Source organism: Bacillus sp. F19 (assembly GCA_023823795.1).
GTDB lineage: Bacteria > Bacillota > Bacilli > Bacillales > Bacillaceae > Bacillus_P.
This window is the reverse complement of sequence record CP085710.1, coordinates 1,676,037-1,697,289: the sequence shown is the minus strand read 5'-3', so window position 1 is coordinate 1,697,289 and position 21,253 is coordinate 1,676,037. Positions and strand designations below refer to the sequence as shown.

Annotated in this window: 16 protein-coding genes and 1 pseudogene; 6 read left to right on the top strand and 11 right to left on the bottom strand. The window is 40.5% G+C overall.

The window, feature by feature from the left end; translation table 11 throughout:
* Nucleotides 1-2: 2 nt before the first annotated feature.
* Entirely contained in the window at nt 3-2,189 is a 2,187-nt protein-coding gene (locus LIT25_08550) for a PAS domain S-box protein (protein ID USK35327.1), read from the bottom strand.
* Nucleotides 2,190-2,511: 322 nt separating this feature from the next.
* Here LIT25_08550 and LIT25_08545 point away from each other — a divergent pair, with 322 nt between their 5' ends.
* Nucleotides 2,512-3,531, top strand: coding sequence for an acyltransferase family protein (locus LIT25_08545; protein ID USK35326.1), 1,020 nt, complete (start codon nt 2,512-2,514; stop codon nt 3,529-3,531).
* Nucleotides 3,532-3,749: 218 nt separating this feature from the next.
* Entirely contained in the window at nt 3,750-5,516 is a 1,767-nt protein-coding gene (locus tag LIT25_08540) for a B12-binding domain-containing radical SAM protein (GenBank protein USK35325.1), read from the top strand.
* Nucleotides 5,517-5,540: 24 nt separating this feature from the next.
* Here the strand turns inward: LIT25_08540 and LIT25_08535 are convergent, their stop codons facing one another.
* The 3 genes from LIT25_08535 to LIT25_08525 all read right to left on the bottom strand — a co-directional run bounded on the left by LIT25_08535 (nt 5,541) and on the right by LIT25_08525 (nt 6,116).
* Nucleotides 5,541-5,720, bottom strand: coding sequence for a hypothetical protein (locus tag LIT25_08535; protein USK35324.1), 180 nt, complete (start codon nt 5,718-5,720; stop codon nt 5,541-5,543).
* Nucleotides 5,717-5,893, bottom strand: a complete 177-nt coding sequence (locus LIT25_08530) for a hypothetical protein (protein ID USK35323.1) — start codon at nt 5,891-5,893, stop codon at nt 5,717-5,719. The genes LIT25_08535 and LIT25_08530 overlap by 4 nt, the downstream gene beginning before the upstream one ends.
* An 85-nt stretch (nt 5,894-5,978) precedes the next feature.
* Nucleotides 5,979-6,116, bottom strand: a complete 138-nt coding sequence (locus tag LIT25_08525) for a hypothetical protein (GenBank protein USK35322.1) — start codon at nt 6,114-6,116, stop codon at nt 5,979-5,981.
* Nucleotides 6,117-6,211: 95 nt separating this feature from the next.
* On the opposite strand from LIT25_08525, the gene LIT25_08520 reads away from it, so the two are divergent.
* Nucleotides 6,212-6,547: a DUF3905 domain-containing protein gene (locus LIT25_08520; protein USK35321.1), complete on the top strand. Its 336-nt coding sequence runs from the start codon at nt 6,212-6,214 to the stop codon at nt 6,545-6,547.
* Nucleotides 6,548-7,251: 704 nt separating this feature from the next.
* On the opposite strand, the gene LIT25_08515 is transcribed toward LIT25_08520, so the two are convergent.
* Nucleotides 7,252-8,808: a bifunctional metallophosphatase/5'-nucleotidase gene (locus tag LIT25_08515; protein USK35320.1), complete on the bottom strand. Its 1,557-nt coding sequence runs from the start codon at nt 8,806-8,808 to the stop codon at nt 7,252-7,254.
* A 274-nt stretch (nt 8,809-9,082) separates the two neighbouring features.
* On the opposite strand from LIT25_08515, the gene LIT25_08510 reads away from it, so the two are divergent.
* Nucleotides 9,083-10,018, top strand: coding sequence for an LCP family protein (locus LIT25_08510; GenBank protein USK35319.1), 936 nt, complete (start codon nt 9,083-9,085; stop codon nt 10,016-10,018).
* 1,827 nt (nt 10,019-11,845) lie between these two features.
* On the opposite strand, the gene LIT25_08505 is transcribed toward LIT25_08510, so the two are convergent.
* The 3 genes from LIT25_08505 to htpX form a co-directional block, all read right to left on the bottom strand.
* Nucleotides 11,846-13,858, bottom strand: coding sequence for a penicillin-binding transpeptidase domain-containing protein (locus LIT25_08505; GenBank protein ID USK35318.1), 2,013 nt, complete (start codon nt 13,856-13,858; stop codon nt 11,846-11,848).
* A 130-nt stretch (nt 13,859-13,988) separates the two neighbouring features.
* A complete protein-coding gene (locus LIT25_08500; GenBank protein USK35317.1) occupies nt 13,989-15,335 on the bottom strand; it encodes a TrkH family potassium uptake protein in 1,347 nt (448 codons plus the stop codon).
* Between the two features lie 389 nt (nt 15,336-15,724).
* Nucleotides 15,725-16,603 carry a protease HtpX gene (gene htpX, locus LIT25_08495; GenBank protein USK35316.1) on the bottom strand — a complete coding sequence of 293 codons (879 nt, stop codon included), beginning with the start codon at nt 16,601-16,603 and terminating at the stop codon, nt 15,725-15,727.
* 153 nt (nt 16,604-16,756) lie between these two features.
* On the opposite strand from htpX, the gene LIT25_08490 reads away from it, so the two are divergent.
* Nucleotides 16,757-17,446 carry a DUF1836 domain-containing protein gene (locus tag LIT25_08490; GenBank protein USK35315.1) on the top strand — a complete coding sequence of 230 codons (690 nt, stop codon included), beginning with the start codon at nt 16,757-16,759 and terminating at the stop codon, nt 17,444-17,446.
* Between the two features lie 2 nt (nt 17,447-17,448).
* Here LIT25_08490 and LIT25_08485 read toward each other — a convergent pair.
* Nucleotides 17,449-18,549 (bottom strand): annotated as a pseudogene (locus LIT25_08485) (FAD-binding oxidoreductase).
* 251 nt (nt 18,550-18,800) lie between these two features.
* Between LIT25_08485 and LIT25_08480 the strand changes: the two are divergent.
* Nucleotides 18,801-19,007, top strand: a complete 207-nt coding sequence (locus LIT25_08480) for an alpha/beta-type small acid-soluble spore protein (GenBank protein USK35314.1) — start codon at nt 18,801-18,803, stop codon at nt 19,005-19,007.
* 114 nt (nt 19,008-19,121) lie between these two features.
* Here LIT25_08480 and LIT25_08475 read toward each other — a convergent pair whose 3' ends face one another.
* Together LIT25_08475 and sigI are read right to left on the bottom strand one after the other, a co-directional pair.
* Entirely contained in the window at nt 19,122-20,225 is a 1,104-nt protein-coding gene (locus LIT25_08475; protein USK35313.1) for an anti-sigma factor domain-containing protein, read from the bottom strand.
* A complete protein-coding gene (sigI, locus tag LIT25_08470) occupies nt 20,222-20,968 on the bottom strand; it encodes an RNA polymerase sigma factor SigI (protein USK35312.1) in 747 nt (248 codons plus the stop codon). Before sigI ends, LIT25_08475 begins: the two co-directional genes overlap by 4 nt.
* Nucleotides 20,969-21,253: the final 285 nt, after the last annotated feature.

Genomic DNA, 21,253 nt, shown 5'->3' with positions numbered 1-21,253 from the left:
TTTCACATGTTTTGTTTGATAGGCAGCGTGATGTGAAACGCCGTCCCATTTCCAACTTTGCTTTCAACCTCCACTTTGCCGCAGTGCTCTTCAATAATTTTATAGCTGACCATTAAACCAAGCCCAGTCCCCCTCTCTTTTGTAGTATAGAATGGTTCCCCAAGCCGCTTGATTTTATCTTCAGGAATCCCGGATCCTTCATCAATAATGGAGATTTTAAGTTCTTTTTCATTTTTCAGCATGATATCTACTTGAATGGTGCCTCCGCTTGGCATGACTTCAATCGCATTTTTCAAAATATTAATAAATACTTGTTTTAGCTGGTTTGGCTCACAATAAACAAGCGGAACAGAACCATTATGGTTCAATTGAATCTGGACATTTACCAGGATGGCCTGTGCATTAAGGAGCTCAATCGTTTCCTTCATGATAGTGACCACATCTTTTTCCTGATAGGAAATCGCCTGGGGCTTGGCCAGAATCAGGAATTCAGTAATAATAGATTCAATTCTGCTCAGTTCAGATGTAATGACATTGAAGTACATTGAGAAATCTTCTTTGACATTCGCTTCAAGGAGCTGAATAAATCCCTTAAGAGCAGTCATTGGATTGCGGATTTCATGCGCAATGCCCGCTGCGAGCTCGCCGACTACACTCAGTGTGTCTGATTTGCGCAAACGTTCTTCCAGTTCTTTCTTTTCCGTGATATCGCGGAAGATAGCCAGGTTCATGTTTTCAATAATGTTCCGCTTTAATGAAAACTCCAGGATTTTTTCTTTATTATTTTGAAGCTTAAACGGGATTTCTTCTGTCGTTTCATCGAGAAAATACATCGAATTCCCTTCTATTTTATCGTAAGAAATCAGCTCGTGCAGATTATATTTGTGAATTTGGTCAAGCGGAATTTCAAGGATATGACTTGCCGTCGGATTCGCGTCGATAATCGTGTAGCTGTCATCAATAAGCACAATGCCATCCATTGCCCCGTTAAAAATCTTCCTGAACTTCTGCTCGCTTTCGCGAAGCTCTTTTTCCATGCGTTTACGGTCGCTTACATTCCTCAGAATGGTTAAATGATGACCATCTGTTACGTCCATTTTTGATGTGAATTCAAGCTGTTTGCATTGGCCGTTTGGCATGTAAAACAATAATTCCTCCCGGATGGCGCCTTTTCGCAAATATTCTTTTTTTGCAGTTCTGAACTTCAGATCTCTTAAGTCTATAAAGTCGTAAATACTGCTGCTGATTAAATTCCCGATGGACAATTCAAAAGTTCGGCAGGCTGACTGATTGGCACTGATGATTCTGCCGTCATTGTTCCAGATGATAATGGCATCGATTGCATTCTCAAATATCTCCCTGAAGCGTTCCTCACTTTTAAAGAGCTTCATTTCCATATTCCGTTTATCGGTAATATCTCTCATAATCGCCATATTGAATCCGCTCAGCACATTTGATGTTGAGGTGAATTCAAATACTTTTTTTCTTCCCGACTGAAGGAGAACAGGCATTTCCCCTTTAGCCCGGCCGCCTTCATTCAGGATCGACCATAGCTTATCGAGTTTAAATTGATTTTCCCATTCAATAAAATCATCCAGCTTAAACGAACTCAGCTTGCTTTTATCAATTTCAAAGTTTGAACAAAATGATCCGTTGGCATCAATAAACTGGCCGCTGCCATCAAAAATGACGATTCCGTCTACAGCCCTGTGAAAAAGATCTTTAAAGAGCTGCTCATTAATCGTTCGTTCCCGCTCAAGCATTTTGTTTGAGGAAATATCGCGCATTAATGCTAAATGCTTTGTTCCGAGTGCGTTTTTCTGAATGGAAATCTCGATGAATTTCACTTGTCCATTGTCGAGCTTGATAATCAGTTCATCTGATATCTGATCATGATCTTTCATTTCTTCCACTTGCTTATGGAGCTGCTGATGAGGAACAAGAGATAAAAAATCACACATTTTCCGCTTCTGCATTTCTTTTTTTGTCAGCTGAAAAAGATGACATGCTGATTTGTTGCAATCTATAAAATGGAATGTCTCATCAATAATGATAATTGCTTCCATTGCGCTTTCAAAGACTATTTCATGTTGACGGCTGTTTTCCAGAAGGCGTTTGTTTTCCATTTCCAGCAACCTGATCTGCTCCTGCAAAGATGTAATTTTACATTTATTAATAACTTGGCTCATGCTTTTTTCGCTCCTTGCCGCCGGGCAAAATTTCATCCTTCTTAAATTCAACATAAAAATGAATTGTCCTTCATCGTTTTCGATTAAGTGACATTTTTACTCCTAAGGTCCTACACAAATAGAACGATTCAGACAAAAAATGCAAATATTTTAACATTTTACATTATCCTTACATGTTCTTTACAATCCCATTAAAATGGCTTATATTCCATTTTGGCTGTTTTAAACTCTTTATTAGATGGGTAAAAGGGTAAATGAGATAGCTTGTGGGGGTAACTAAACTCGGAAGCCTCTTATGACTTCTGTGAAAATGGGTGATTGTATGAAAAATCGTGAGAGCTATTTCGATAATGCGAAGTTTATTCTGATCATACTTGTAGTGTTTGGTCATGTCATTCGCTCGTTTATCGATGATAATGAATTTATGCTGAATGTATATAAATTTGTCTATACTTTTCATATGCCGGCCTTTATCTTAATTTCGGGGTTCTTTGCTAAAGGATATGACAAAAAGGGCTATGTGCAGAAAATCTTTAAAAAACTGATCATTCCTTATTTGATCTTTCAGGGAATTTATTCAGTGTATTACTTCTTAGTTGAATCGGGAAATACGCTTGCGCTTGACCTATTAGATCCTCATTGGTCATTGTGGTTCCTGATGAGTTTGTTCTTCTGGAATCTGTTCTTATTCGCCTATACAAAGCTCGACAAGAGACTTGCGATGCTGATTGCGATCGGTCTCGGCATAGCAATCGGCTATATTGACTCAGCAAGCAATTATTTAAGTGTATCAAGAACATTTGTGTTCTTCCCGCTATTTTTAGCAGGCTTCTACCTGAATAAGTCACATTTCAGGAAATTAACAGCCGCAAGGGTTCGTTTAGCATCTATTGCATTATTGCTTGTTACGTTTATTGCCTATTTCTTTCTCGACTTTGATTACGAATGGCTGTTTGGCTCTAAGCCATATTCGGCTTTCGGTGATGTTGGCGCAGTAAATGCATTCATTCGTTTAGGGTTTTACAGTTTGACGTTTGTTCTTTCTTTTAGCTTCCTGTCCCTTATACCGAAGAGAAACTTTTTCTTCACTCAGTGGGGAACAAGAACATTCTATGTCTATTTGCTGCACGGTTTCATTGTCAAATCGTTCAGAAATAGCGAAGCTCTCGAGTGGCTAAAGGATTATCAGAGCATCACACTGATTATTCTCCTGTCGATTCTGTTAACGTTTATCTTATCAACAAACTTTGTCAAAACTGTGACCCAGCCGATCATTGAGCTGAAAGCAACAAACTTGAGGAAATACTTTAAGAACAGAGAAGAGAAGGTTCAATACCGCTAGAAAAGCGGAGTTCGACTTCAGCCCAGGGACACTAGATAAGGCGCCGCCTTTAAAGAGGAGAAGCCGGACATCGCTGCCGAAAAAATCTCAGCCAGCGAAAAACCAAACCATCACCTGTACCAGGGGATGGTTTTTCCATGTTTTTAACCTTCTTTTTTTATGGGTAAAATATGATAGAATAGATTGATTCAAAAATTAAGGTAGAAGTGGTGTTTTAAATGAAAGTTGTACTGAGTACATTAAATGCAAAATATATCCATACAAGTCTTGCCCTCCGCTGTTTAAAAGCACATGCACAGCCTGAATTCGATGTGACGCTTGCTGAGTATACGATTAAGGATCCTGCGATGAATGTCGTAACAGATCTTTTCCGCATGCAGCCTGATGTCGTCGGTTTCAGCTGCTATATATGGAACATAGAAGAAACAATCAAGATTATTAAAATGATGAAAAAAATAAATCCATCGCTCATCATTCTTCTTGGCGGCCCGGAAGTAACGTACGATACAAGAGAATGGATGGAACAAATTCCAGAGGTTGACCATATCGTCATTGGTGAAGGAGAAGAAACGTTTAAACAGTTCCTACAAGAGCTTCAGGCAGAAAAAAACTTCAAAAACGTGAGCGGAATTGCCTATAGAGAGAACGGCAGCATTTTCATTAATCCGCAGCGAAATAAAATTAATCTTGCAGAACTGGCTTCTCCTTTCCGTTTCAAAGAAGATATTCCTCACCTCTCAAAGCGCGTTACTTATATTGAAACGAGCAGAGGCTGTCCGTTCAGCTGTCAATTCTGTCTTTCATCGATCGAAGTAGGCGTCCGGTATTTTGATCGCGAAAAAGTAAAAGATGATATCCGCTACTTGATGAAAAACGGAGCTAAAACGATTAAATTTGTGGATCGCACGTTTAATATCAGCAGAAGCTACGCGATGGAAATGTTCCAATTTTTAATTGATGAGCACCTGCCCGGAACAGTGTTTCAGTTTGAAATTACCGCGGACATCATGCGTCCTGAGGTCATTCAATTTTTAAATGATAACGCACCTAAAGGCTTGTTCCGTTTTGAAATCGGCGTTCAGTCTACAAATGATGCGACAAATGATCTTGTCATGAGACGCCAGAATTTCAGCAAGCTGACACGTACGGTCACAATGGTGAAAGAAGGCGGAAAAATTGACCAGCATCTTGATTTAATTGCAGGTCTTCCCGAGGAAGATTATACTTCTTTCCGCAAGACCTTTAATGACGTCTTTGAAATGCGTCCTGAAGAAATGCAGCTTGGTTTCCTGAAAATGCTGAGGGGAACTGGTTTGCGCCTGCGAGCTTCCGATCATGACTACGTCTATATGGATCACTCTCCATATGAGATTTTGAAAAACAATGTGCTGCCGTTTGAGGACATTGTGAAGATTAAGCAGGTTGAGGATGTATTAGAGAAGTATTGGAACGACCATCGTATGGATGCAACGATTGAATATTTAATTAAAGATGTCTTTGATACACCGTTCGACTTCTTCCAGGCATTCGGAACGTATTGGGACGAACAGGGCTGGGTCCGCATCGGGCATCAGCTTGAAGACTTATTTAAACGCCTTTTCACCTTCCTGTCCTCTCATTATAAAGAGCAGGCAGCTATAGCAGAAGGCTTTATGAAGTTTGATTACCTGTCTTCTCAAAAGCATAAACCGCGCAAGCCATGGTGGGATGATATGCTGTCAAAAACAGAAAGAAGCAAGCTGTATCAAACCATTCTCTCTAATCCAGGTTTACTTGGTAAAGAGTTTGAAAAGAAAGCATTTGCTGAAAAAGATTTATACAAGCACACTGTCCTTGATAAAGTGCCGTTCCAGCTGGATACCTACTTAAAAACAGGTGAGCTGATCATGGGAGAGAGCATTGTGCTTGTGCACTATGATCCAATTACGCTTATAACATCACCGTATGCAGTTACTGAGCGAGTGCTTGAAGATAAGGTAAGTTAAAAAGGAAAGCGAAAAGCGAGAGACTTAACACTCTCGCTTTTCGCTTTTTTTAGATTTTTTCGCTTTTTTCTCCGCAAAAGCATCGATAAATTTGGCTGAATTGTAATCGCCCATTTCCGTTCCAAACTCTTCTTCAAGAAGACTTGGTTCCATCGGCTTTTTATGCTGCTCGATGTCTCCGCTTTTGTGTGTTTTTTTTGTCATGAGAAGGATCCTCCAGAACGCCCTTTGCTTCCATTTTTACTGTTTCGGTTAGCGCCTTTTGCCGGATTTTCCTGACTGTATGCAGCCTCGCTTGAGAATTCGGTATCAGGCAGGCTTTCTTTCGGAGTAAAATTGTTTTTAAGCGCTTGATTTCTTGCAGTTTTTCTTTTCATGAAAATCCCCCTCATAAGATGTGTGAGAATTCCTCACTGTTTTTAGTGTGAGTCATTCTCTTCATCTTATGAGAGGGAAAACGAGTCAATTGTGTTCTTGTTTGTGCTGATAAGCAATGAGAACGATCTCTTCGCCTGTTTCAGCGCGCAGCTCATTTTCCATTTTCTTTACTTTTTCCAAGTATTCATCCTGAAGCATTGCTACTGGAAATTCCTGATTCATGCTGATCACTCCTTTTTAATAGGATAACCAATTTCTGATCTAATCTTTCATATCAGTCCGTATATAAGAACATACTAAAAATGGAGGTGAACAGGATGAGCAAAAAAGATGAGTATTCATTAGATGAAACGCTTCCACATCAGGCAAGCGCCCCTTCGTGGAAAGGCACAGGTATCAGCATGCAAAAGCCATTCATAAATGAACATGGCATCGTAATTGGAGACAGTTTTTATGATTCCAAACAATCCCCCTTGAATCAGTGGAGTGATGAGGTCGATCCTGCCATCATGTCCGGCGATCAATGGGTGCATCCTACAAACGACATCGGCTGGAATTCGAGTGAGAACCGTGAGCTGATTGAAAGCAAAAAAAAGCCCGAGAGCTTCCCATTTACGCATCCTGATAAAGATGCAGGATATGGACAGGATTAGCTTATGTATCGGATCATTCACAATTTTTCCCCAAAACCATCCGAATTGGGGGAAAATATGCTCTGAGAAGCTTCATGATAAGTGAATAGTTTTGATATGGCGTGTATTGCAGTACACTTCTTCTCTTATTGCTGTGATGACCGTGACTATATTTTGATTGATGGATTTCAGGTGCCCTACCTTTTTTTCCTCTTCCCCAAGGTCAAGATGACAACCTTGCCTGTCAGTTTTTTAACTTGTTCTTCAAACGTTCTTGCGAGCGGGAGATTAGAGTGTTGAATTGGGAGGTCCCCTCCTGCTAGTGCATAAGGTGTTTCATTATTGTTATAGGGAATCAGTGATTTGATATGCTGAAATGAAATATACATCGATCGGTGAATCAAAAACAATTTAACCTGTGAATACGTTAGTGATATAACCATAAACTGATTTGTTTTTCAAAACGGTCATTTTTATGAATAGCCCTTTTGCATGAGTAAGCATTTTTCTGAATGAGATGGAATCCATTTCTTCTGAAATCGGCATATTATCATGGTTTGACACTGTATCATTTGAATTTTTTTCAAAATGAATGTTGTGCTCGTGGTACATCGGAATCTAGATGAAACAGCTTCCATCATAGATGACAAACAAATGGTCATTTTCAATACGTTTTTTGTCGAAAAAAAGAAGCAGCATGTCGCTGCTTCCGGTAAAACATCTATTTATTGATTAACAATCAAATAGTTTGAGAGAAGTTCTGATAGTTCAGGTCCCTTTTTGACTAAATCTGTTTGTTTAAACCCCTTAAATCCGTCACCGCCTGAAGCAAGGTAGTTGCTTGTTGCGACAGTATAGGTACTGTTATCCTGAATCATTTCTCCCTGAGCGGTCTTTAACTCACTTATCCTTTCGCCTGAAGGAGCGTTTCGATTGATGGAAAAGGTAATTCCTTCTGTCTGCAGCAAATTTTCTTCCTTTAAAGCCCACTGCTGTTCAAGAATGTTCTTTAATTCTTTTCCTGTCATAGACACCTTTACTGCGTAATGGTGAAAAGGAAGAGCTGCAATTAACTGCTGCTTTGTAATATCTCCCTCTTTTAAGCTTTCGCGTATTCCGCCATGGTGCACCATGGATATCTCTGTGTTCATTTCCTCGTTCAGAGCGCTTGCTATGAAGCCAGCTAATGGTGATTCACCTTGATCATTCTTTTTTCTTGATAAATTTTGAGGAAGTCTTCCAATGGGTGTGCTGTATTCTTCTCCAAGCTTATCCTGATATTTCTTAATTAATTGAAGGGCTGATTGATCAGGCTTGACGGATTTGTGATCAGTTAAAACAATCTCAGCCTCTTTTTGAACAATTTCCTTCTTTTTTCGGTCTATCGTTAATGTCACGTCTGAGAGAGCTTTCCCGTACGAGTAGCTTTGTACGATAAGCTTGTTATCTACGACCGTGTTGGCATGATGATGACTGTGCGCTCCGAAGATCACATCAACTTCATCACTTATTATTGGCGCCATCTCGGTCAAAGCTTCACTTGCGTTCTTCCCGTTATTATCTGACTTCGCTGCAACGTGCGCCAGAACGACGATGGATTTGATCCCTTTTTTATTAAGCTGTTCAACTGTCTGATTGATAGCCGTTACTTCATCAATGATTTCAATTTGATCTTGATTCTCCGGCAGCAGGAATTGATTGGTCTCTGTTGTGACGACTCCTATAAATCCAATTTTGACCCCGTCAATTTCTTTTATGGAATATGAGGGAAACATCGGTTTTCCTGTTGCTTTATTGATGACGTTTGCTGATATATAATCCGAATGAGTGCCTTTGAAGAAACCTGTTTTTGGATGGAATCCGCCGCCTACAAGCCGTGTCAGTTCGTTTGCTCCCTGGTCAAACTCATGATTTCCGGGAGTGCCGACATCAACACGCAGCTGATTTAAAAATTGAACGGTCGGTTCATCTTGAAAAAGAGAAGAAATAGGGGGACTTCCGCCTGTCATATCACCTGCATGAACAAGCATCGTGTGTTCGTGTTCCTGTCTCAGCCTGTTTACATGAGCAGAAAGATACTCTGCACCACCGACTTTTTTGCCTGAAAGCACGGAATGCGTATTGAGCTGTCCATGCAAATCATTCATTCCAAGCAAATGAACCTCTGACAGCTGATTTTCATCTGTACCAGCTCGTCCCTGGCTCCCGCCATAGACAGAAGCAAGAAAAAGGATAAAAAAGAATAAAAAGAACATGGATGCAATTTTCACAGTATGTCTCAAATCGGCTTCCCTCCTTTTGATGCTTCTAACGTAGCACGCCAGAATGAAGCGCATCTAAAGTTCAGGTAAAGGATTGTTAAGTTTTGTTAAGAAATACATATATCCCTTAACAGAGGATCCTAATTCATCTTTCTCTTTTCACCAGACGTGAAATCCTTTAAAATAGGATATTGAGCTTGCAATTAATAACTACCACAATCTAACATCCCATTTAATCGCCAAAAGCAAGTATAATATAAACAGTACCAATGTTTTAAAGAAATGAGGGTAATTCATGCGTTCAGATATTCATATACAAAAGAAAAAGAGCGGCAAAAAGAAAGTATTGGTCTTTTTCTCTATCCTGACTCTTCTGTTTGCTGGAATTGGCTGGTTCGCCTACGATCAATTTGTATCAGGCATGAATAAAACAGCAGCAGAAGCAAACATAAAAAAAACTGAATATACATTTAATGGCCAAAAAGATGAAAATGGAAACACCAATGTTCTGGTGCTGGGCAGTGATTCAAGAGGAGAAAAGCATGCCCGCACAGATACAATCATGATTGCTCAGTATAATGAAAACACAAATAAGCCAAAGCTGCTTTCCATTATGCGTGATTCCTACGTGGAAATTCCGGGACACGGACAGAACAAAATAAATGCCGCATTTGCTATAGGCGGTCCCGACCTGCTTCGCGAAACAATCAAGCATAACTTTGATATCGATATCCAGCACTATGCCATTATTGACTTCAAGGGGTTTGAAAGCATGATTGATACAGCATTTCCAGAAGGCGTAGAAATAAATGTTGAGAGTCAAATGTCGGAAAAAATCGGTGTAACGATCGAGCCTGGTCTTCAGAAGCTAGATGGTGAGCACCTATTGGGATACGTGCGCTACCGCGGCGGAGCCGACAGTGATTTCGGCAGAGTAAAACGCCAGCAGGAAGTTATGAATCTTTTAATGAAAGATATGCTCACTATAGAGGGTGTAACCAAATTGCCTAAACTCGCTGGAGTGATAACACCTTATATTAATACGAATGTGGATACGTCTACAGGCATTTTCATCGCAAAAGATATTATCACGAATAAATCCGATCTTGAAACCATGCGCATCCCAGTTGACGGCAGCTTTGAAAATGCCAGATACGACGGAGCCGGATCTGTTTTAGATATAAATATTGAGGAAAATAGAGAAGCGATCAAAACATTTATGAATTCATAAAAAGAAGCTATTGCCGGCGGCAATAGCTTCTTTTTTAGCACATAAGAGGTCCTCAAAAATGCTGATTGAATACCTCTTTTTCTAATTTGAGTGGTTGATTAGCGACCCCATTGCTTACGATTGTGGTCCTCATTTGCGGTTTCAAGTATTACGACTGCTAAAATCAGGATTTTGTTTGTTATAGGGTATCATATGCACTCTTTGAGTACCCAAAACTGGGATTCTGCCTGTTTTAGGGTACCATACGCGCTCTTTGGGTACACAATACCAGGATTTTTCTTGTATTAGGGTATCATTCGTACTCTTTGAGTACCCAAAACTATGATTTTGCCTGTTTTAGGGTATCATTCGTACTCTTTGAGTACCCAAAACTAGGATTTTTCATGTTTTAGGTATCATACGTACTCTTTGAGTACCCAATTCCAGGATTTTTCATGTTTTAGGGTATCATTCGTACTCTTTGAGTACCCAAAACTAGGATTTTTCATGTTTTAGGGTATCATTCGTACTCTTTGAGTACCCAAAACTAGGATTTTGACTGTTTTAGGGTATTATTCGTACTCTTTGAGTACCCAAAACTAGGATTTTGCCTGTTTTGGGGTATCATTCGTACTCTTTGAGTACCCAAAACCAGCATTTTGCTTGTTTTAGGGTATCATTCGTACTCTTTGAGTACCCAAAACTAGGATTTTGCCCGTTTTGGGGTATCATTCGTACTCTTTTAGTACCCAAGACTGGGATTTTAACTGTTTTAGGGTATCATTCGTACTCTTTTAGTACCCAAGACTGGGATTTTGCCTGTTTTAGGGTATCATTCGTACTCTTTGAGTACCCAAAACTAGGATTTTTCATGTTTTAGGGTATCATTTGTACTCTTTGAGTACCCAAAACTAGGATTTTTCATGTTTTAGGGTATCATTTGTACTCTTTGAGTACCCAAAACCAGGATTCTGCCTGTTTAAGGGTACCATACGTACTCTTTGAGTACCCAATACCAGGATTTTTCATGTTTTAGGGTATCATTCGTACTCTTTGAGTACCCAAAACTATGATTTTGACTGTTTTAGGGTACCATTCGCGCTCTTTGAGTACCCAAAACTGGGATTCTGCCTGTTTTAGGGTACCATACGCACTCTTTGTGTACCCAAAACTAGGATTTTACCTTTTTTAGGGTATCATTCGTACTCTTTGAGTACCCAAAACTAGGATTTTGACTGTTTCAGGGTACCATACGCGCTCTTTGTGTACCCAAAACCACGATTTTGACTGTTTCAGGGTACCATTCGCGCTCTTTGAGTACCCAAACCATGATGTTTGCCTCTTTAAGGTACCATTCGCGCTCTTTGAGTACCCAAAACCATAATTTTGCCCGTTTTAGGGTATCATTCGCACTCTTTGTGTACCCAAAACACAGATTTTTCCTCTTTCAGGGTACCATTCGCGCTCTTTGTGTACCCAAAACCAAAATTTTACCCATTTTAGGGTATCATACGTACTCTATGAGTACACAAAACTATGATTTTTCCTCTTTCAGGGTACCATTCGCGCTCTATGAGTACACAAAACACAGATTTTTCCTCTTTCAGGGTACCATTCGCGCTCTATGAGTACACAAAACACAGATTTTTCCTGTTTCAGGGTATCATACGCACTCTATGAGTACACAAAACACAGATTTTTCCTGTTTCAGGGTACCATACGCACTCTATGAGTACACAAAACCAAGATTTTGCTTGTTTCAAGGTACCATACGCGCTCTGAATACCGCGGTTCCAACCCAATTAATGCCCAACATTTTTATCTGAACTACTTCGCTTTAGGGTACTGTTACTTCATATAGCTTGAAAATACTTGTTTAACCTTCGGAACGACGTAGTGACTGCCTCCACGGTCCTTCACATCCTCAATCATCATAGTAATCAGAAGTTCAGGATTTTCCGTGTTCATCCCGACAAACCAGCCATTTTCCTTTCCGATTTCTTCCTTTGTCGTTTTCAGTTCAGCGGTTCCTGTTTTGCCGGCAAGCTTAATATTCGGTAATTTCGGGTCATGAGCAGTTCCGGTTGGATCTTCAACGACTTTGATTAAATCAGACAAAATAATGGAGGTGTTCTCTGGGCTGACAATCGCTTCTTTCCAAATCACAGGCGCAGGCTGCTCTTTTTTCTCAAGATAAGGCTTCAACATGCTTCCTTCGTTCAAAAAGACAGTATAGGCTGCGGCCAGATGCATAGGGCTCATCTGCACTTCACCTTGTCCATATCCTGAGTCTGCAAGAAGAATTTCTTCTGCTGCTAAATCTGAAGTTGAAATGGAGGAAGTCGCGATTGGAAATGGATAATCAATCTCTTCACTGAATCCAAATTCCTCCAAGCCCTTTTTAAAGGCTTCAGGTCCTATATCTAAAGCAGCTTGAGCAAAATAGATATTATCTGATGAGACAAGAGCACGTTCGAGATTAACAGATGAATATTTATCAGAAACTCTCGTAATTGTATATTTGCCCCATTCAGGTCCTTTTTGCCATGATGGGCCAGTAATTTTCTTAACAGCTTCAGGCTCAATGCTCCCGGTCTTTAAACCGACAGCTGCTGTTATTGGCTTAAATGTAGAACCAGGTGAAAAGGTTTTGTTGAATTTTGCACTAAGCGGTTTATGCGGGTTTTCAGCCAATGCTTGGTACGCTGCCCCTGACATGCCAAATACAAATTGATTCGGATTATAGGACGGACTGCTGACCATTGCAAGGGTTTCTCCTGTTTTAGGATGAAGAGCCACCGCTGTTCCAGAGTCCCCTTTCAGCTGATTATACAGCTGCTTTTGCAGACCGGAATCAATTGTTACCGTGATGTCTTCCCCATTTTCCGCAGGTGTTTCAGCAATTGTTTCATTTGAAGAATCAATAAAAATTCTATAGCCCGATTTTCCTCTCAGGCGTTCCTCGTACACATATTCAAGCCCGGCTTTTCCGATTTGTGAGGTGCTTGTATACCCTTTATCCTTTAAGTCCCCAAGCTGCTCCGCTGAAATGCTGCCGACATATCCGGATAGGTGGGCAGAACTCTCTCCCTGCGGATAATATCTGCTGTCAACATCTGCTTTTTGAAAGCCCGGAAGAGAGGTTACTTTTTTAAGCAGCTCTTTATTCGCTGGATCGACTTTCATGATCGGTACAGAGACATCCGGCTTTACCCAGTTGGCTGAAAGCTTTGCATCTATATCTTCAACAGAAAGATTCAGCAGTTTCGCAGCTTCCGCCTTTACTTTTTCAGGGTTGTCGCCAAGCTGACCGGGAACCACTTGAATTTCAGGAACTTTCGCCTGAATGGCAATTCCTTTTCCGTATTTATCAAAGATGCTTCCCCGCAGGGGCTTGATTTCAGAAACGCGGACAGCATCTCCTTCTTTCAGCTGCGGGAAAATCATCGATGGATTCCACGCTAAAAACCAATTTTCTTCTTTATCCGTTTCTTCTTGGACAAAAACAGCATCCTGTTCAAATTCCACGGGACCAGCAAGTGTTTCCATCTTTAAAGCATATGGCAGAGAAGCTTTTTTCTCATCTCCCCTGTCTGCTTCCTCTTCCGGTTTGTCATATGTAACTTTCAAACTGCTGACTTCTATGGATTGATAGATTTTTTTGTATCGGACTGTAAACTCTTTTTCTGTCATTTTGCTTTTTGCGTCTGCCGATAAGAAATCGTACATTTCGTTAAATTTTTGCTCATTCCAGAGGCTCACATATTCCTGAAATCTCTCTTCAGGCGTCGGCCCTTTAGAACAGGCGCCTAAAATGAAGACCAGCAAGACAATTGCGGCTAATATATAACTCTTTTTCACAATATCTGATCTCTCCCATTTGTTAATAGTTTAAGTATAGCACAGACAAGGGATTATTTTCCTGATTGATGGTTCTTACTCTTCAGGCCCATAAAAAAGCAGGCGCATAACACACGCCCGCTTCTTTTATTTATCCAATAATGACACGTTCTTTTGGATAATGATAATTTGGTTTTGCTTCTTTTGAACCGATAATGTAGATAAAGGTTACAATGCCAATTCTGCCGATGAACATGAGGATCATAATGATGCATTTTCCTATGGTGCTCAAATCAGGTGTAATTCCCATTGAAAGCCCCGTTGTCCCGAATGCCGAGCATACTTCAAACAGGATTTCGATGAAGGTAAAACTTTCCGTAATGGATAGGATAAACACGGATGTGAAGCAAAGAACGAAAGCCATCAAAGTAACTACCAGTGACTTTTTCACATCATCCTCGTGCAGTTCTCTTTTGAAGATTTTGATCGTTTTGTTCCCTTTTGCAAAGTGGTAAAGCGCCAGTAAATTCAGCGCGAATGTTGTGGTCCGGATTCCGCCGCCGACTGAGCTCGGGGAGGCACCGATAAACATCAAAATACATAAAATCAGCAGTGTTGCCTCTGAAAACAGGCTGACATCCATAGTTGCCAGCCCGCCGCTTCTCGTTGCGGTTGACTGAAACAGCGAGTAGAAAAAGGTTTCATGCCATGATTTGTCCTGAAAGAAAAATTGAAACTCGAGCAATGCAATCATTACTGTGCCGCCAATAACCAGCAAACCGTATGTAACCGTCGTAAGTTTAGTAAAAAGCGTAAAACGGTATTTTCCCTTTTTGCTGAATAAAAAGGTTTTCACCTCTATTAAAACAGGGAAGCCGATTGCGCCTAATGTAATCAAAAGAATAATGACAAATTGAATGAAGTAATCATCAGCATATGGAATCATCGAAGCACCCGTAATGTCAAAGCCGCCATTGGTAGTTGCACTTACAGAATTAAAAAAGCCGTGCAGGAAAGCTTCTTGCCATGTAGGATAGTATTTCAGGAAATAGATGCCGAGGATCATGCCGCCGCTGAACTCGATAATAAGGATCAAAAGCAAAATTTGCTTCATCAAATTTACAATTCCCGAAAGTGCATATTGATTTTGATCCGCCATGATTAATCTTCTCTCTCTGAGGCCAATTCGTTTCCCGACTATCAGCCAGATAAAAGAACCGAGCGTCATGACTCCAATTCCACCGAACTGAAGAACAAACATGAGGATAAAAATACCTGGTACGGTTAAAGTTTCTGATAAATTAACAACACTTAATCCAGTCACGCTTACTGCGCTTACAGCTGTAAAAAGGCCATCCATAAATCCCCATTCCACCCCTTCTTGATGGGCGACAGGAAGGCTCAGCAAGGCAACCGAAACGCTGACTGCGATAATGTAATAGGCTGCTATCAGCTGAAACGGAGTTAATTTTTGCAAGAATAATTTAAATCGTTTCATTGGTATTGTTCATTCCTTAAATAGTGGGGTTAACCGCATGTTCTCTATCATAATGAAAAGCAGGGCATCTGAAAAGGGGTAATCGGAAATTTTATGCAGAAAGATTTTGTTTCCGGCCTATGTTCATTTTCAACACGAACCGAATAAATCATACCTAAAGAAAATTTCAAGGACAAAAGCGCAGGTGCCAAGGCCCGCTCCGACAGGCAGTTAAGAATTCGGGCAGAAAAGTCCGGGTTTGCTTTTATGGCGGATTCGTTCTGACCGAGGATTTAGGCGCCGGAACTGGCCGTATATACTTTATTTCATTATCTAAAATCTATTGACTATATAACTTCTAAAAAACGAAAAAAGCAGATGAGATCATAGTCCCATCTGCTTTTCCCTGTTTATTTGGCTTCTAAACGGCGAATTCTCTCATCTAAGTCAGGATGTGTTGAAAATAGAGAGAGACCGCGTTTACCGCTGATTTTCAGCGTCGCAACGGAGGATTGTTCGTTGTTGATCCGCTGTGTGTATCCTTTAAGAGCACGAAGCGCATGAACCATTTTGTCCTTGCCGGCAAGATCCGCTCCGCCATTATCTGCATGGAATTCACGATGGCGGGAATAGGCACAGACCACAAGACTGCCAAGAATCGAGAACAGCAGCTGGAAAATAAGAATCGCAATGTAGTGAACAATTGGTGCCATAGATTCTCTGACAAATCTCGATGCTGCCCATGCTGCAATTCTAGCAAGGAACACAACAAATGTATTTACAACACCTTGAAGCAATGTCATTGTCACCATATCACCGTTTGATATATGCGCAACCTCATGGGCAAGCACTCCTTCAACCGCTGCATCATCCATTTCCTCAAGGAGTCCGGTAGATACGGCTACAAGTGAATTGTTTTTTGAAGGACCTGTTGCAAAGGCATTCACCTCGCGAGATTGATAGATTCCCACTTCCGGCATCTTCGTTATACCGGCAGCTCTTGATAATCTATGAACACGGTCTACGAGATTTCTTTCATAAACTGACAGTGATTGATCAGGCTTTAAAACCTTGACCCTCATCATCATTTTTGCCATCCATTTAGACATCAGGAGTGAAATAAATGACCCGGTAAAACCTACGACTGCACTGAAAACAAGCAAGCTTATGAAATCGATCCCACCCGATGCATTCACATATGATCCAACGCCTAAAAGCGAGAGGACAACACCAATTGTAATAAGCACAAGAATATTTGTTAAAATAAAAAGGAAAATTCGTTTAGCCATCTTGCACCTCCATCATTTTGAGTTCAAGTGAACTTGTTTTATAATCGTATTATAATTAAAATACATAAGAGAAAGCAACTAAAAACACTTTGGTAAACTCAGGAAAATCGAACCTTTTCAAGGGGAACTAAATGATCAGAAAAGAGGTGTGCGATGAGTACAATTCAGTTAAAGCGATCTGATATGGCCAGACTGCTGCTTGCTTTAAAGGGTGAAAGCGGACAAACTCCGCTTGAACTGCTTAACCAGTTAGGCATCCGGAAAAACAGATCAGAAGAGGTATTGCCTGATTTTATAAAAAATCAGAAACCATTCCCAAGAGGCCTATCAACAAATGAAATTGTAGCACTTGCAAAGCTGTGTGAATTGACGTCGCTGAAGTCAACTTCCATTCAGAACTGGATTAAGCGGGATATAAAAGAGTTGATCGGTGCACCTGAGCTTGGCAAAAAGTATTCAATTGAACAGGCTGCCATCCTGCTGATTGTCAGAGATTTAAAATCGGTTTTTGATTTTGATACAATCAGGCAGCTCTTAATGAGCTTATTTAATACGATATCAGACCGAAGCGATGACTTAATCTCTCCTTTGACTTATTATGCCGCATATGGGGAGATCCTCGAAAGAATGGAGTCCATAACAGTTTTCTCCTTATCTGAGCACGAAATGGAGGAGGAAATCTTAAAAAAGATCGAGGCATCCAGGGATCTTTTTAAAGATCTTTCGAATGAATTATGGATACAGGTAAAAAGCATATTAACGGTTACCGTTCTGTCTGTGATTGCCTCTTATCTTCAGAGAAGAACAGAGCTGTTTTTTCATCAGCATCTGGAACAGAAATAAGATTATCTCTGCATATATATCTGCAAGTCATCATTCTGCTTCCCTGTTATATGGTCCCGGATGAGGCTTGCGAGCATGTGGCTGTAAATTGTGCCATTTCCGCCGTAGCCCAGCAAAAACAGGCAGTGCGGCAGCTCAGGATATTCTTTAATCATCGGAAGCCCGTCATGAGTACTTCCAAACACAGCTCCCCAGAAGTATTCAGCCTCAAGCTTCAGTTCAGGAAAGAGCTTTTTCACTTCCATCAGGAGCTGATCTCTTTTATTGATCAGCTTCGAATCTATTTTTCCTGCTTCTATGGTTCCTTCATCTAGCCCTCCTGCTAAAATTCGGTTATCGGCAGTCGTTCTTATGTATAAATAAGGTCTTGCTGTTTCCCATATAAGCGTTTGACCATGCCAGATTTCTTTCTCTTTAAGCCTGTTAGTGGCGATTGCATAGGTACTGGACAAAACAGCATTCTGTTCGCGTCTGATTTCCTGATTGCGGTACCCGGCTGCCATGATCACCTTCTTGGTTTTAATACTTGCCCCGTCTGCTGTATACATGATGGCATGGCTTTGCTCAAATTTCCTCCCGGTGACCTCTGTCTTTTCAAAAACACGCACGCCCCGAGCTGCCGCAGCATCAATAAGAGAAAGTGCGAGCTTATAAGGGTTAACTTCTGCGTCACCTCCCGATAAAATCGCTGCCGGTTTGTTAAATCCATACATCCTTTTGATATCGGAAGCGGTCAGCCACTGTGTCTGAAAGGAATTCTTCTTCAGCATGTCATATTCCTTTCTCAATGCTTCTGCGTCTGCCTCCTCAGATGCATAATAGAGACTCTCTCTTATTTAAAGTCAGGGATTGATTGATAGGGACGGAACCAGCTTTTCTAATCCTTTCAGTGCCTGTTCACAAATCCGGTAATGTCTGACAGCTTTCTCCCGGCCAAAGGAGTTTGCGCAAGCTGTAAGCATTTTATCATTCGAATATTGCAGCAGTCCGGTATTTATACTGGAACTTCCGCTGCCGGCACGATCCATTTCAACTAAAACAACATTCAGATCTGTTTCGCTCAAAAAATAAGCACAGTGGGCGCCTGACTCGCCGCCTCCGATGATTAATACGTCACAGCTAATATCGGTTTGTGAGTAACAGTTTCAGGCCAAAAAAACGTACCGCTTCTGATATCCATCACTTCACCGCCTCTTATAGTATGAAGGTAGTTTTTGTTATTCCAAATCCTTTCATTCAGGCATATTCACGCAGAAGACATACGGTGACAATTGCCAGTATATTATTTCTGCATGAATCAACACTATAAGAACAGCCATATCAGGCTGATCATTTAACAAAGGAGTTGAAAATAATGGCACGCAGCAGCAACAAATTACTTGTTCCAGGAATTGAACAGGCACTGGATCAAATCAAATATGAAATTGCACAGGAATTTGGAGTTTCGCTTGGATCTGACACAGCAGCACGATCAAACGGATCTGTAGGTGGAGAAATTACAAAGCGCTTAGTCGCTCAAGCACAAGCAGGACTTGGCGGACAATCCTCTAAAACTGAATAACATGGCAAAACCGCCGGGGTGCATCCACCCCGGCGGTTCTTCTGTTACCAGTTATGTAAAAACTAATAAGCGCCAATCCGATCAAGTCATCCTCTTATTTTGGCACTTTAAGAATTAATCACGATCAAATCTTGACCCCTCGTCGTTATCTTCATCGTCATCATCTCTGTCTCTATCTTTAATATATTGATCATTGTCCCTGTGTCGTCTATCATCATCGTCTATGTCTTCCTCACGCTGCCATTTGCCCTTTTCCTCTTTACGCCGTTTTTTCTTAGCTTCTTTTTTTGCTTTTTCAGCTTCTTTATTGTTTTTTTTTATCGATACCTTATCTTTTGGCGGCAGAGGGGTAATTTTTTTCTTCTCCGGAATGGTCTCTTTCAGCTCTTCTTTTTTTGCCGGTATTTCAGGAGGCGCTTGCTTTTCTTTTTCTTCCGCAGGAGGCTTTACAGCTGGAGGCGTTTTCTTGCTGTTTTCTTCATCAGCATGACTGGGTGTCTCTTGCTTTCCTTCTTCTTTCTCGCCCTTATTTTCGTTTAAGGGAGCAGTTTCTGCATTTAATTGCATATACTTGCCGGTTGAAATGCCTTGATCTGCTGCTTTATTTCTTGTCTCAACATCAGATTCAACTGCACTGACTTTTACATTTTCGTTTTTATATGAATCCTTTAACTGGTCAACATCAGCCCGCATTTTCTTTTTGACGGATTCATGTTTGTCATCTGTGGTCACGGTCGTTATGAATATTTCTTTTTCTCCCTTTAAATAGCCTAAATCTTTGCTTTTGTCGACAATCTTGGAAAAGACGTCTGAGATCTCGCGGTTTTTCCAGCCTTTTATATCATCAAGCATTTTTTTCCCATCTTCATTCATCGGCTCTATCTGCACGACCTGAAGCTTCTCATTCAATCTAAGTTCAAAGCTTGGATTGATATCAATTGTCATGTAAGCATACACTTTGTCATCTTTAAAAACGGGCAGCACTGTAAAAAAAAGAAGAATAAGAGCCATACCTGCCAATAACCCGGTTCTAATTCCGCGCAAATTAAAGATGCTTAACGGCTTTGCCCTTTCGCTTGTATCTGAAAGTTGAAAAAAAGTAATTTCCTCACCCAGCTCGTATGAACGTTTTTGTTTATTTGCTTTCAAAAATTGTCCATCGGGGGTAAGTAATGTGACGTAATCATCATTTCGATCAACGACGATCCCTTTTTTCATGATTGAAGCACCCCTCTTATATAGTCTTTCAGATAAATGTAATCCCCAGATAAAATAATTGTCATTGCAATAATATATTTTCTATTTCTCTCTATTGTTTTGCGACTGACAGATACAAGCGTCTCAAGCTGTTTGACCGGAAGCTGTTTTTTTGTGAACAGGATGCGCTTGAGTTCATCATGTTCAATAAGTATTTGCGCCACCTTAATTGCATTTTGTCTTGCGTCTATATGCTTTGGAGATTGCTCCATCAGTTCTGAAAAAGACAAGCCAAATTCCTGCAGGACTGTCTGAAAGTAAACAATCTCTTCTCTGCGCTGTTCTTGTTCAATCAGTTTCTGATGCTCTTCAATCGACAGATCCGCCTCGATCTTGCTTTGTGAGGCCTCGCCTTCTTCATGCTCCTGAAGGTCAATGTTCACTGTTTGGGGATTTCTTGCCTCTTTCCGGATATAATCGATCACTTTTCTCTTTATAATCAATTCGGCGAAAGCAAGAAGCGAGCTCCCTTTTTCAGTTGAATACTTTTCAATGGCTTCATTAAAAGCAATGAGACCAATACTGAACTCATCGTCTCTCTCATCAATGTATCTTTTACAAACCGAAGAAACGGTTTTTGCCACGAATGGTTTATATTGGTCAATTAGTGTGTTCTGCATTTGCTGATCCCCATCTTGTATCTGCAAGACGGTATCTTCTAAAGTTGGTTTCTTTTTGCCAAGTTTAAACAGTAGGCTAAGCACCGGTTCTCACCTCAGTTTCTCCCATATTACTTCGTATAATCATAGCTAATTTGCATGGAGAGCGCAAAGGAAGAAAATTGGAATTATGCTTGCCTATCGGATAAATGGAAATGGGAGACGGAAAAAGATTTGAAGCTGTTAGATGACTTTAAACCTGCGGATTTACTCCTCTCATTTATTTTTTTCTCAATAAACAGCTACGAAATGAAATCGGAATTTAAGGGTGTAAAAATTCTTTTTTTACAAAAAGATTACAAAGTATGTGAAAAATATAGTAAAATTGGC

Coding starts and splice junctions, on each gene's coding strand:
- LIT25_08550 (USK35327.1), bottom strand. CDS start 2,189: ATGAGCCAAGTTATTAATAAATGTAAAATTACATCTTTGCAGGAGCAG.
- LIT25_08545 (USK35326.1), top strand. CDS start 2,512: ATGAAAAATCGTGAGAGCTATTTCGATAATGCGAAGTTTATTCTGATC.
- LIT25_08540 (USK35325.1), top strand. CDS start 3,750: ATGAAAGTTGTACTGAGTACATTAAATGCAAAATATATCCATACAAGT.
- LIT25_08535 (USK35324.1), bottom strand. CDS start 5,720: ATGACAAAAAAAACACACAAAAGCGGAGACATCGAGCAGCATAAAAAG.
- LIT25_08530 (USK35323.1), bottom strand. CDS start 5,893: ATGAAAAGAAAAACTGCAAGAAATCAAGCGCTTAAAAACAATTTTACT.
- LIT25_08525 (USK35322.1), bottom strand. CDS start 6,116: ATGAATCAGGAATTTCCAGTAGCAATGCTTCAGGATGAATACTTGGAA.
- LIT25_08520 (USK35321.1), top strand. CDS start 6,212: ATGAGCAAAAAAGATGAGTATTCATTAGATGAAACGCTTCCACATCAG.
- LIT25_08510 (USK35319.1), top strand. CDS start 9,083: ATGCGTTCAGATATTCATATACAAAAGAAAAAGAGCGGCAAAAAGAAA.
- LIT25_08500 (USK35317.1), bottom strand. CDS start 15,335: ATGAAACGATTTAAATTATTCTTGCAAAAATTAACTCCGTTTCAGCTG.
- htpX (USK35316.1), bottom strand. CDS start 16,603: ATGGCTAAACGAATTTTCCTTTTTATTTTAACAAATATTCTTGTGCTT.
- LIT25_08490 (USK35315.1), top strand. CDS start 16,757: ATGAGTACAATTCAGTTAAAGCGATCTGATATGGCCAGACTGCTGCTT.
- LIT25_08480 (USK35314.1), top strand. CDS start 18,801: ATGGCACGCAGCAGCAACAAATTACTTGTTCCAGGAATTGAACAGGCA.
- LIT25_08475 (USK35313.1), bottom strand. CDS start 20,225: ATGAAAAAAGGGATCGTCGTTGATCGAAATGATGATTACGTCACATTA.